Below are 12,279 nucleotides of genomic sequence, written 5' to 3'. Positions count from 1 at the left end.
CGTTGCGCACAAGGGCCATAATTGATCCTTCGTCGGGCTGGCGAACGTCTCACGACGGGCGCTTACAGGTGGGAAAAAGCTTCCCGCTCGACTTTATGATGGGTGTGACAACGGGTGTCAAGCTTATATGTCGTATGAGACTAGCATTTCTGCGGTATATCGGCGGATTGTATCTCCGCCAACTCAGGCTGGAGGTGTTCGTTGCGCGGGAAGCGCGGAAGGGTTCGGGGCGGGGAGGGGATGAGCTACGCCCGCTCAGAAATCGACATTATCGGCCTCCTCACCTGGGGCGAGGATCAACTGCGAGTGGTGGCTCGATCCTACCTCATCATCGGGCGCGGCGGCCCGAGTGGCCGCGCCCGGTATATATTTATATATAGGGGGTGTGTTTCCGGTCGTTTCCTGCGGGTTTCCGGAACCTTCCGGAAGATGTTTCCGGGAGGTTTCCGGAGAGGTTTCCGGTTGCTCGCCGGTAGCTTCCCGGAGGCCATAAATGTCCTTCCCCTCACCGGTATCGCGGTAGAGAAACCCGCGCTCGATCGCTCCGATTCGGAAGAGGCGGTCCATTGCTGCTTCAAGCCGTTTGCGCTTCAGCCCTTTCGCTTCCGCCATCGTCTCGAAATGCTTTGGCGCATAGTTCGCGGCGGTAGGCTTCTCACTGACCTGTCGATGCTGGCGGTTCCGCTCAGCGAGGCAGCGCAGGAAAATCGCGTTGTCGGCGTTGGCCTGGATTGTGGCCGCCAACTCGGCCCCGACCCTGGCAGGGAGGTCATCGTTGCGGATCAGGGCGAAGTCGTGCCAACGGAATATGACTTCCTCACCGGCTCGCGCATAGTTGGCCTTGCCGAGCGACATCCGGCGCAGATCTGCGTCGTGCTCATCAGAGCGTTCTAGCAATACCTGTGAGCGAACCGCGTTGAGCCAAGCGGTTGAGCCCGAATAGCTGTCGCCGCTCTTGTTGCGGTGCGCGATGAGCAGGATCGTCACATCGAGGTCTCCGCATAATTGATAGAGCAGGTTGATGAATGCCGTGACCTGGCTCCGGTCGTTCTCGTTGCCGGCGAACAGGTGCGCCACGTTGTCGAGGGTGACGAGCTTCGCGCCTGTCTGCTCGATCGTCGCGCGGAGCATCCTATACGCTGGCGTTGTGCGGAGCCTCCCGTCACCCTCGAACGTCGCCAGCTCGTTGTTCAGCCGTCCCCGCAGGCTCGCGACGTGCAGCCGTCCAGCGAGGTCGTTCAGAGTCGTGCCAATCGCGCCAGCGATCTTTGCGAGGCGCCAGTGGTTCTCGCGTTGGTCGTCCTCTGCGGTGATGTAGAGGGCGGGGCCGGGTGCCACGTCCATGCCAAGCATCCGTTTGCTGGCGGCCGCGCACGCGCTAATCTGGAGGGCGAGTGTCGATTTGTTGGTGCCGCCATCGCCGGTGATGATCACCACGTCATCACGAGGAATGAACGGCGGCATGACGAACGCCTTCGGGGTCGGCGCCGTTCTCGCCCAAAGCGCCAGGTCCGCGAGTTCAAACGCTTCTGCGGGCGCTTCGTCGTATATGCCGGCGTCAGCACCGAAGTCGTCGGACCGAAGCGTCCGCGTCATGCCGTGTCGGTGTGGGGGCGTCATGCGAGCCTCGTTGCTTCCGGCTCATCGGCCCAATCGGTGCCGAGATCCTTTGAGATGTGGACGGCGCACGCGATCGGCGCGCGCTGGTTGGTGAGGCGCCGGGCAAGCGCGTAGGACACGGCCTGCCCGGTAAAGCTGCGGTCATTGTCGCCGAAGATTTCCACGGCTGACACGCCGGGAGGGGGCGCCCATCGTTCCACCCCGCCAGCGGTCACAGCCGACCAGCAAGGCACGCCGAAGCGCAGTGACGCCTTCAGGGCCGTCTCTATGCCCTCGGCTATTCCCAGGCGCTCCGCAGCGGCCATCAGGCGGATTGCGGAGCCCGGCGGCACTGGCCCTGGCATCATGGCGCGGTATGCCTTGCGGCCATCCTCGAGAAACGTCCGGTGGACGTTGACGCCACGCCCGGCGGCATCGGTGACGCGCGCCACCATCGCCGGGAGATAGCCAGCCGCATGGTTGGCGGCGCGGAGCCTCGGTGCGAAGCGCAGTGCGCCGGCTCGCGGGAGATCGTCTGTCCACGCGCCACGCGACCGCAGATAGGCTTCGGCCATCGTGCCCGCGATCGGTTGCGCCGCGGTCCAGACCGACCGCGCCGCGGCGATGCAGCGTTCGTCGTCTCGCGCCGGCTTGGCGGGCGTCGGTGCACAGCCGGGGATCAACTCGCGCACGCGCGCCGCCATCGCGACGAAGCCAAGGCCCGTCATCGCCATCGCGAGGGATGCGCCGTCGCCGGCCCCGCACTGATTACAGAACCATGTCCCGCACCCGTCGAGATCGTCGAAGCGGAATCGGTCCTTGCCGCCGCAAACCGGGCAGGGGTGCTGCTTTCCGTCGAGCGACGCGGCGGGAACCTCGAGCTTTGGCAGAATGGCCCGCCAGCGGCCGCGCGCCTGGTTGCGCAGCTCGGGTCTCATAGCCGCGATCTCCGCGCGCCGCGCGTTAGCGGCTGAGGCTTCGAACGACGGTCGCCACGGTGGAAGGCGGGGAGGCCGGTTTGTTCAGAATACTGGCGGATGCCCGCCATCGCGTCCTCAAAGGAACCGATCTCGCTGCGCGTACCCGCGAATTGGCCGTCCGCATAGTACATCTGCCAGAACCATTGGCTGTAGCCGGCGGGCTCAAGCACGATCAGGCGATGCGGAAATCGTTTGAGCGGCACGACATTGGAAGTAGCCGGCTTCATACCAACTCTCCCCAAGCCATGCTGGCAATGAGAGCGGCTCGCCTACCAACGATTCCGAGCGCGCGAAGGCGTTGCGTCCTGAGGTCGAAAGCAGTATTGTTGTCGGTGTCGAAGTTGATGAAGTTCGTGAAGGGCCGCCCCGCCACAGGGCGGCCTTTCTGCTTACCGGGCTGCGGCGCCCGAGCCGTTGCTGTTGCCACTTGCGATCACGCAGCCTCAGCGAATTGCGCCAGCGCCTTGCGAAGGTCGCCGACCTTCCAACGCGTCACGTTGCGCGCGAACTTGATCGGCGCCGGCAGGCGCCCGTCTTGGACCATTCTCCAGACCGTTGCGCGGTGGACGCCAAGCATAGCCTCTACCACCGGGCTTGCGACGTGAGCGGATTCGGGCAGATTGTCGAACGCGACAAGTGCCGCAGTATCGTTCGCTTTCATGGGTGTTGCTCCGTGCTTTATCACGTCGCAACAGTGTCCTAATGGAAATCCGCCGTCTAAATCCGCATGGGCGGATTATTTATGCGGATTTAGGAGGACGGCCAGGGCCTCTGCCCCGAGCCTTAGTCCAAGCCTCTCTGAAAGAGATGTTGGTCCACCCAGTTTCCAATTGGCGCGCCTTGTATTCTTCACGCCATGCACGCTCTCGGTCGCCGATGCCAGTCTTTGCACACCAAGAATTGATATCATCCTCCATTCTAGCTTGCGACCATCTTGTGATCGGTTCCGCCGACGTATTATTGCTGCCGATAATCAGGTTAGATGGATCAAGATAAGCCAGAAGAGACGGCGGAAGTTCATCAGGTGAGATGCGTAATAAGGCTCTCAGTACATTGTCAGGAAATACCTTAGCCGAGCCGGGCCTCAAATCGTCTGGGAGTCGATTAAAGGCTGCCTGCACTTGAGGCAGCGGCAAATTCGCCATCGCAACCGCGCCGCCCTGGCCAACCCTAATCCTCGCCGGCGAAGCCAAGTGCGTTGCGATGGCGCGAATCATCTCCGCTTCTGTCATGGGTTGATTGAGGAAGGCCTGCCAATATTTGACCCCGCTTTCTTCTCCGCAGCTGAGGCCAAAGATCTCGCTCTCACTTACCCCAAGGGCGATGCCGTTGCGGACGCACGCGAGGACTGCACGCACTTTAGCAGAAGCCCTCAGGCGCGACGCGGCAATCGCCTGACCACGAAGCACCTCAATCGGCAATCTACCGTCGATGTCAGCTTCGCTCACGCGCGCCCCCTAATCGGCGTGATCGTGCCCGACACGGCCGGCTTCGACACAAATGCTGCCCAGTCATCCATGAGACGCTTTCGTTTGGCGAGCAGATCACCACGCGCATAAGCGGCCTCGGCCTTGTCCTTGAGCTGGTGCGCAAGTGCATGCTCAATGACCTCGCGAGCATGTGCCGTGAATTCCCCAGCCCAATCGCGGAATGTGCTTCGGAAACCGTGCGCGGTCGCCTCGACCTTCATGCGCTTCAGGACGGCTCCGAGCGTCATGTCGCTGAGCTGACCGCCGCGTGGTGCGGGGAACACAAGGTCATTCCCAGCCATGCGAGGTAGCGCTCGGAGCAACGCTACTGCCGACGGCGAGAGCGGCACACGGTGCTCGCGTGCTGCCTTCATGCGAACGGCGGGAATAATCCAAATCGCGGCATCGAGATCGATCTCCGACCAGGTGGCACCGCGCACCTCGCCTGATCGCGCTGCGGTGAGAATGGCGAATTCAAGAGCGCGGGCTCCGATCCCATCGGCCGCACGAAGACGCTTCATGAAATCACCAATGTCCGCAACGGGCAAGGCGGCGTGGTGGCCCTTCGGTTCCGATCGACGACGCTGGAGTGCGCTATCAAGGTTGCCGCGCCATGCCGCCGGGTTGTCGCCAGATCGGGCTCCGGCCGCCTTCGCGGCGTCCAGTATCACCTCGATCCGCCCACGCAGGCGACTCGCCGTCTCACGCTTCTCGTTCCAGATCGGACGAAGGACCGCGAGGACATGCTCGCGCGTGATGTCGCCGACAGCCAATTTCCCGAGCGTGGGGTAGGCGTAAGTTTCGAGAGTCGCGGTCCACTGCTTGCGATGTTTATCGTTCTTCCAGCCGTCCCCCTGCGCAGAGATGTAATCCGCGGCTGCCTGCTTGAACGTCAGGATCGTAGCCGCGGCCATGAGCTTTGATTTGGCTGCCCGTCTTTCCTCAATCGGATCGACACCCTCGCGGATCTTCTGTCGAGCCACCCTCGCCGCGTCACGCGCGTCCTTGAGACTCACTTCGGGGTAGCCGCCCAAGCCCATGTCGCGCCGACGCGGGCCGATTTTGACGCGGAGCACCCATGTCTTCGCGCCGGTAGAAAGAATCTGCAGGGCCAGGCCCGGCACCTCTCCGACGAAATGCATGCCGGGTTCGGACAGATTCCGAACAGCCATCGCGCTTAGCTCTGCCGCCTTCTTCGGCATGTACGCTTGCTCCGATCTTCTATCAATACACCCATCATAAAGAAAGCGATGACTGGCGACAAGTGGCAACGTGTTGCAACGTGCTTATTTCAAGAATTGGCGGAAATCAGCCGGAAATGCCGCTAAGCGCAACCAGCCGCAACACAACGAAAGCGGCCTCCGTCTCCGCCAAGTTCGCCCCAGTGGGCGACGGTGATCTCCGGGCCGACCCGGTTCCTTTTATGAAATCGCCGCTTCGGGCTTCAGTGCGCCTTCGCGCGGTGTGGCTGCCGGCGACTGATCGGGGCCGCCGTGGATTCCGTCCAACAGGCACGAGATCAGCTTCGCGCCGGCGGAGCGGGTGTCCGCCGTATGGACGGCGCGGGTGGCGGCCGCGCCGACCGACACGATCATGAACGCCTCGGCGAGCAGCCGGTGCTCCTCTCCCACCGTGTGGTTTCCGGCCAGACCCGCGAACGCCCTGCTGATGTTGTCCAGCATCGTGCGCCTGACATCGGAAAAAATCGTGTGGATGCGCGCGTTGCGCGATGCCTCGGCGGCGATTTCGAGAAACAGGCGATCGGTCTCGTCATCCTTCTGGCAGGTGGCGGACTCGAGCCATTGCCGCAGCGCGTCGCGGTCATCCGTGGCGAGCGCGCAATCCAGCGTGGCGAGATTCGCGAATCTGTCGCAATCTTCTGCGACGATAGCCGCGATGATGTCCTCCTTCGAAGGGAAATCCCGGTACAATTGTTGGACGGCGACGCCCGAAAGCTTCGCGATCAATGCGATACCTGTCGCGTGAAACCCGTGTTCGATGAACAGCCGTCGCGCCACCTGTTTGATCTTTTCCCGACGCGCCTGGGCGCGCGAGGGGAACGGGCATGCGGCAACCGACACTTTAAGACCTTCCTTCAGCTTGTTGACGCGTGCGAGCGACGCGGCTAACGGGCGAATTTGTGAGTGATCGCTCTCTTTCTTTTTTTCAAGCGGGAAAATCTATGGTCTCCAAGCGGCTGATGAGCTGTGTGTTGGCATCCAGCGCCCTGCTCGCTCTGACGGCGTGTGGCGGTGGGCAGCAGCAGCAGGCTCCGCAGGCCCCGCCGGTGAGCTATGTCGTCGCGCGCGAACAGCCGGTGACGCTGACCACGGAACTGCCCGGCCGCACGGCCGCGTTCGAAACCTCGGAGGTTCGCCCGCAGGTCAACGGCCTGGTGCTCGCGCGCCTGTTCGTGGAGGGCGACGTCGTCCACAAGGGGTAGCCGCTGTACCGGATCGATCCCGCGCCGTACGAGGCGCAGGTCGCCAGCGCGCGCGCCGCGCTGACGCGGGCGCGCTCCAGCATCGCCTCGAGCGCGGCGCTCGCACGCCGCTACGGCGAACTGGTGAAGATCAACGCGATCGCCCGCCAGGAATATGAGAATGCGCAGACCTCCGCCGCGCAGGCGCAGGCGGATGTGGCAGCGCAGGAGGCCGCGCTGCGCTCGGCGCAGATCGATCTCGCGCGCACCACGATCCGCGCGCCGATCACGGGCCGGATCGGCCGATCGCTGTTCACCACCGGCGCGCTCGTCTCCGCGTCGCAGGCCGGCGCGCTCGCGACGATCCAGCGGATCGACCCGGTCTATGTCGACATCCAGGAATCCAGTGCAGACCTGCTGAAACTGCGCCAGCAGATCCTCAGCGGACAATTGACCCGCGACGGCAACGCGCGCGTCAAGCTGAAGCTGGAGGACGGCAGCGAATATGGCGCGCAGGGCACGCTGCGCTTCGCCGACGTCACGGTCGATCCCACCACCGGCTCGCAGATCATCCGCGCGTTGTTCCCCAACCCGAACGGGCTGCTGCTGCCCGGCATGTTCGTCCGCGCCTCGCTCGTGGAGGGCACGCAGGCCAAGGCGATGCTGGTGCCGCAGCGCGCGGTCAGCCGCGACGAGAAGGGCCAGCCGACCGTGCTGGTGATCGGCGCGGGCAACAAGATCGAACCCCGCACGCTCGTGTCGAACCGGACCTCCGGCGACAATTGGATCGTGACGGGCGGGCTGAAACCGGGTGACAAGATCATCGTGGAAGGCGCGATGATGCTGCGTCCCGGCATGCCGGTGCAAGGCACGCCGTGGAACCCCAATGCCAAGCCCGCAGGCGCACAGCCGCAACCGGGCCAGGCGCAGACGCAGGCGAAGTAAACGGCCATGTCACGCTATTTCATCGATCGCCCGATCTTCGCCTATGTGCTGGCGGTCATGGTCGTCATCGCCGGTCTGCTGGCGGTGCGCACGCTGCCGATCTCGCAGTTCCCGGCGATCGCGCCGCCGGCCGTGTCGATCACCGCGACCTACCCCGGCGCGGACGCGCAGACGCTCGAAAACACGACCACGCAGATCATCGAGCAGCAGTTGAAGGGGATCGATCACCTTCGCTACTTCTCGTCCTCATCCTCGTCGGCCGGCACCGTCACGATCACGATCACGTTCGAGCAGGGCACCGACCCAGACATCGCGCAGGTCCAGGTCCAGAACAAGCTCCAGGCGGCGACCCCGTTGCTGCCGCAGGAGGTTCAGCGCCAGGGGATCATCGTCGCCAAGGCGACGCAGAACATCCTGCTGTACGTCGGCGTCTATTCCGAAAACGGCAAGCATGACGCGGACGACCTGGCCGACATCGTCGCCTCCCGCATCCAGGATCCGCTGTCGCGCGTCTCGGGCGTCGGCGACACGCAGATCTTCGGCTCGCAATATGCGATGCGCATCTGGGTCGATCCGCTCAAGCTCAACAATTTCGCGCTGACGATCCCCGACGTGATCGCGGCGGTAACCGCGCAGAACGCGCAGGTTTCCGCCGGGCAGCTCGGCGCGCAGCCCGCGCCCAAGGAGCAGATGCTCAACGCGACCGTGTCCGTGTCGTCGCGGCTGACCTCGCCCGAGGAATTCGCGAAGATCCGGCTGAAGACCAACACCGACGGATCGATCGTGCGGCTGGGCGATGTCGCGCGGGTCGCGATCGGCGCGGAGAATTACGGCTTCTCCGCCGAGTGGAACGGCAAGCCCGCATCGGGCATCGCGGTCAAGCTGGCGCCGGGGGCGAACGCGCTGGACACCGTCGAGGCGGTCAAGGCGCGGGTGACCGAACTCGCCAAGCAGTTCCCGTCCGACGTCAAGGTCATCTTCCCTTACGACACGTCGCCGTTCGTGCGCCTGTCGATCGAGCAGGTGATCGAGACGCTGGTCGAGGCGGTCGTGCTCGTCTTCCTCGTGATGTTCCTGTTCCTCCAGAACTTCCGCGCGACGCTGATCCCGACGATCGCGGTGCCGGTGGTGCTGACGGGTACGTTCGCGGTGCTGGCGGCGTTCGGCTATTCGATCAACACGTTGACCCTGTTCGGCATGGTGCTGGCGATCGGTCTGCTCGTCGACGACGCGATCGTCGTCGTCGAGAACGTCGAGCGGCTGATCACCACCGAACATCTGACGCCGAAGGAAGCGGCGCGCAAATCGATGGACGAGATCACCGGCGCGCTGATCGGCATCGCGCTGGTGCTGTCGGCGGTGTTCCTGCCGATGGCGTTCTTCGGCGGCTCGACCGGTGTCATCTACCGTCAGTTCTCGATCACGATCGTGTCGGCGATGGTGCTGTCGATCGCGGTCGCGCTGATTTTGACGCCGGCGCTGTGCGCGACGATCCTCAAACCCCACAATCCGAACAAGAACGAGGGCAACGGCCCGCTCGCGCGCTTCTTCCGCTGGTTCAACGACAAGTTCGATCGCGGGCGCGCACGCTACGAGAGCGGCGTGCGATCGACCACGCGCCGGTTCGGCCGCTCGCTGATCGCTTACGCGCTGATCGTCGCGGGGATGGTGTTCCTGTTCACCCGATTGCCGACCGGCTTCCTTCCCGATGAAGACCAGGGCGTCATGATCGCGCTGGTGCAGGGGCCGGCGGGCTCCACCACCGCGCGGACCCAAAAGGGCCTCGATCTGGTGCGCGACCATTTCCTGCGCGATGCCGGCGACGCGATCCGCGGGGTCTATACGATCAACGGCTTCAGCTTCGCGGGCACCGGGCAGAACAGCGGCATCGCCTTCATGCCGATGAAGGAGTGGAAGGACCGGCCGGGCGCCAAGAACAGGGCGCAGGCCATCGTCGCCCGCGCGATGGGCGTGTTCGCGAGCTACAAGGACGGGTTGATCTTCGCGATCATCCCGCCGGCGGTGCAGGAACTCGGCAACGCGACGGGCTTCGACCTCCAGTTGGTCGACGAGGCCGGGCTCGGCCATGACAAGCTGCTCGCCGCGCGCAACATGCTGCTCGGCATGGCGTCGCAGAACAAGGCGCTGGTCGGCGTCCGCCCGAATGCGCTGGACGACGCGCCGCAGCTCAAGGTGCAGGTCGATCAGGACAAGGCCGGCGCGCTCGGGCTCGATCTCGCGACGGTGAACAGCACCATCGCGACGGCCTGGGGCGGATCCTATGTCAACGACTTCATCGACCGGGGCCGCGTCAAGCGCGTCTATATCCAGGCCGATGCGCCGTATCGCATCGCGCCCGAGAATATCGGAGATCTCTACGTGCGCGGCGCGAGCGGCAACATGGCGCCGTTCACCGCCTTCTCCGACGTCTCCTGGCACCAGGGGCCGATGCAGTTGACGCGCTACAACGGCTTGCCCTCGATGGAGATCCTGGGGCAGCCAGCGCCCGGCGTCTCGTCCGGCGCGGCGCTGAAAGCGATGCAGGACATGCAGGCCAAGCTGCCGCCGGGGACGCGGCTCGACTGGACCGGGCTCAGCTATGAGGAGCAGCTTTCGGGCGGGCAGGCGCCGGCGCTTTACGGCCTGTCGCTGCTGATCGTGTTCCTCTGCCTCGCAGCGCTGTACGAAAGCTGGTCGGTGCCGCTGTCGGTGATGCTGGTCGTGCCGCTCGGCGTGGTGGGCGCGCTGCTCGCGGCGAGCCTGACCGGCCTCAACAACGACATCTATCTCCAGGTGGGTCTCATCACCACGATCGGCGTGTCGGCGAAGAACGCGATCCTGATCGTAGAATTCGCCGAGGAGAAGATGCGCGAGGGGCTGTCGGCGTACGACGCCGCGATCGAGGCGGCCAAGCTGCGGCTACGGCCGATTCTGATGACCAGCCTCGCCTTCATCTTCGGCGTGTTCCCGCTGGCGATCGCCAACGGCGCCGGCGCGGGCGGGCAGAACGCGATCGGCCGTGCGGTGGTCGGCGGCATGTTCTCGGCGACGGTGCTCGCGATCTTCTTCGTGCCGATGTTCTTCGTGGTCGTGCTGCGGCTCTTCAGCCGGGGCAATGCGGCGCATGACGGGGGCGAGCGCCCGCATGATGATGGACGGCCTGATGACGGCGCGCGCGGGGACACCCCCGCGCCGCAGGGAGCCTGAGTGGTGATGACTAGCAAAAGCGTTCTTGTCCTGCTCGCGGCCACCGCGCTCGCCGGTTGCGACCTCGCGCCCAAATATGTGCGCCCGGTCGGCGCGGTGCCGGCGGCGCTGCCCGCCCAGGGTGTCTATCCGGCGGCGGCGATTGACGCGCCCGACATCACGAAGATCGGCTGGCGCGCGTTCTTCACCGACGATCGGCTGCGCGGCATCATCGCGCTGGGGCTGGAGAACAATCGCGATCTCCGCGTCGCCGCCGCGAACGTGCTTCAGGCGCGCGCGCAATATCGCGTCCAGCGCGCCGATCTGTTGCCGACCGTGCGGTTGTCCGGATCGGCCACCTATACCAACAACATCCAGGGCGCGGCCGGCGCGGTCGGCGGCGGCACCGGTGTCGGCACGGGCACGGGTACTGGCACCGGGACGGGCACCGGCGGCGGCACCGGGACCGGCGTGGGCGCGGGTGTCGGCGCGGGCGCGGGCACGGGCTCGTCGGATCTGGAATTCTATTCGCTCAACGCGGGCGTCTCGGCCTATGAGGTCGATCTGTTCGGGCGGGTCCGCAACCTGACGCGTGCGGCGCAGGAACAATATTTCGCCACCGAGGAAGCGCAGCGCGCCACGCGCATCAGCCTGATCGCCGAGATCGCGACGGCATGGATGACGCTCGCGTCCGACCAGGACCAGTTGCGCATCTCGCAGGAGTCGCTCAAGTCGTTCGAGCAGTCGCTCGAACTCACCCGGGCGCAATTCCGCATCGGCGTCGCCTCGGAACTCGAGGCGCGTCAGGCGGAGAGCGTCTATCAGGGCGCGCGCAACGACATCGCGGTGCTGAGGACGCGGCTGGCGCAGGACAAGAACGCGCTCGACCTGCTCGTCGGTGCGCCGGTGGCGCCCGCCATGCTGCCCGACGGCCTCGGCACCGGCGACGTCGCGTTGCAGGCGCTGCCGGCCGGCCTCTCATCGGATGTGTTGCTGCGCCGGCCGGACGTGCTCCAGGCCGAGCACCAGCTGATCGCGCAAAACGCCAATATCGGCGCGGCGCGCGCCGCTTTGTTCCCCAACATCTCGCTCACGGCGACGGTCGGCACGATCAGCACGGCGCTGAGCGGACTCTTCTCGGGCGGCAGCTTCACCTACACCGCGGCGCCGTCGATCGGGTTGCCGATCTTCGATGGCGGTCGGCTGCGCGGCAATCTGCGCGCCGCCGAAGCGCAGCAGCAGGCGGCCGTCTCGACCTATGAGAAAGCGGTGCAGACCGCCTTCCGTGAGGTCGCCGACGCGTTGGCGCAGCGCGGCACGATCGACGAGCAGGTCTCCGCGCAGACGGCGCGTGTCGATGCCGCGGCGGCGGCGCTGCGGATTTCGGACGCGCGCTACCGTGCGGGCGTGGAATCGTTCCTGACCACGCTCGATTCGCAACGTACCGCTTACTCCGCGCAGCAGCAGTTGGTAACGACCCGGTTGAGCAAGGCGAACAATCTGGTCGAGCTGTACCGCTCGCTGGGCGGCGGGCTCGCGGGTGACGATCCTGCCGGGGGCGCCGCGCGCCGGTGAGCGGCGCCGGCGCCGGCGCTGGCGGGCGCGGCCCCGGCCGTGGCCGTGGCCGCGTCTAAAGGCTGGCGCGCATCCGATTCGACCGATACGATCGCGGTTGGAG

Annotated in this window: 9 protein-coding genes and 1 pseudogene; 3 read left to right on the top strand and 7 right to left on the bottom strand. The window is 65.2% G+C overall.

Annotation, left to right across the window (positions count from 1 at the left end):
* Nucleotides 1–255: 255 nt before the first annotated feature.
* The 7 genes from PX554_RS03395 to PX554_RS03365 all read right to left on the bottom strand — a co-directional run bounded on the left by PX554_RS03395 (nucleotide 256) and on the right by PX554_RS03365 (nucleotide 6,129).
* Nucleotides 256–1,620 carry an AAA family ATPase gene (locus tag PX554_RS03395; RefSeq protein ID WP_275498929.1) on the bottom strand — a complete coding sequence of 455 codons (1,365 nt, stop codon included), beginning with the start codon at nucleotides 1,618–1,620 and terminating at the stop codon, nucleotides 256–258.
* Nucleotides 1,617–2,537 (bottom strand): DUF7146 domain-containing protein, encoded by a 921-nt coding sequence (locus PX554_RS03390; protein WP_275498928.1) that lies wholly within the window; start codon nucleotides 2,535–2,537, stop codon nucleotides 1,617–1,619. Before PX554_RS03390 ends, PX554_RS03395 begins: the two co-directional genes overlap by 4 nt.
* Nucleotides 2,534–2,806 carry a hypothetical protein gene (locus tag PX554_RS03385; protein WP_275498926.1) on the bottom strand — a complete coding sequence of 91 codons (273 nt, stop codon included), beginning with the start codon at nucleotides 2,804–2,806 and terminating at the stop codon, nucleotides 2,534–2,536. The genes PX554_RS03390 and PX554_RS03385 overlap by 4 nt, the downstream gene beginning before the upstream one ends.
* A gap of 206 nt (nucleotides 2,807–3,012) precedes the next feature.
* Nucleotides 3,013–3,240, bottom strand: a complete 228-nt coding sequence (locus PX554_RS03380; protein ID WP_275498924.1) for a helix-turn-helix transcriptional regulator — start codon at nucleotides 3,238–3,240, stop codon at nucleotides 3,013–3,015.
* A 79-nt stretch (nucleotides 3,241–3,319) separates the two neighbouring features.
* The gene (locus PX554_RS03375; protein ID WP_275498922.1) at nucleotides 3,320–4,027 is read right to left on the bottom strand and encodes a hypothetical protein; all 708 of its coding nucleotides are present in this window, start codon (nucleotides 4,025–4,027) and stop codon (nucleotides 3,320–3,322) included.
* A complete protein-coding gene (locus PX554_RS03370; RefSeq protein WP_275498920.1) occupies nucleotides 4,024–5,250 on the bottom strand; it encodes a tyrosine-type recombinase/integrase in 1,227 nt (408 codons plus the stop codon). Before PX554_RS03370 ends, PX554_RS03375 begins: the two co-directional genes overlap by 4 nt.
* A gap of 219 nt (nucleotides 5,251–5,469) precedes the next feature.
* Nucleotides 5,470–6,129, bottom strand: a complete 660-nt coding sequence (locus tag PX554_RS03365) for a TetR/AcrR family transcriptional regulator (protein WP_275498918.1) — start codon at nucleotides 6,127–6,129, stop codon at nucleotides 5,470–5,472.
* A 101-nt stretch (nucleotides 6,130–6,230) separates the two neighbouring features.
* Here PX554_RS03365 and PX554_RS03360 point away from each other — a divergent pair.
* The 3 genes and pseudogenes from PX554_RS03360 to PX554_RS03350 all read left to right on the top strand — a co-directional run bounded on the left by PX554_RS03360 (nucleotide 6,231) and on the right by PX554_RS03350 (nucleotide 12,176).
* Nucleotides 6,231–7,415, top strand: a pseudogene (locus tag PX554_RS03360) (efflux RND transporter periplasmic adaptor subunit).
* 6 nt (nucleotides 7,416–7,421) lie between these two features.
* Nucleotides 7,422–10,622, top strand: a complete 3,201-nt coding sequence (locus PX554_RS03355; RefSeq protein WP_093223390.1) for an efflux RND transporter permease subunit — start codon at nucleotides 7,422–7,424, stop codon at nucleotides 10,620–10,622.
* A 6-nt stretch (nucleotides 10,623–10,628) separates the two neighbouring features.
* A complete protein-coding gene (locus tag PX554_RS03350; RefSeq protein ID WP_275498986.1) occupies nucleotides 10,629–12,176 on the top strand; it encodes an efflux transporter outer membrane subunit in 1,548 nt (515 codons plus the stop codon).
* The last annotated feature ends 103 nt before the right edge of the window (nucleotides 12,177–12,279 follow it).

The sequence above is a fragment of the Sphingomonas pollutisoli genome (assembly GCF_029167165.1).
GTDB lineage: Bacteria > Pseudomonadota > Alphaproteobacteria > Sphingomonadales > Sphingomonadaceae > Sphingomonas > Sphingomonas pollutisoli.
The sequence above is the reverse complement of the archived record's forward strand: the minus strand, read 5'-3'. Positions and strand labels throughout refer to the sequence as shown.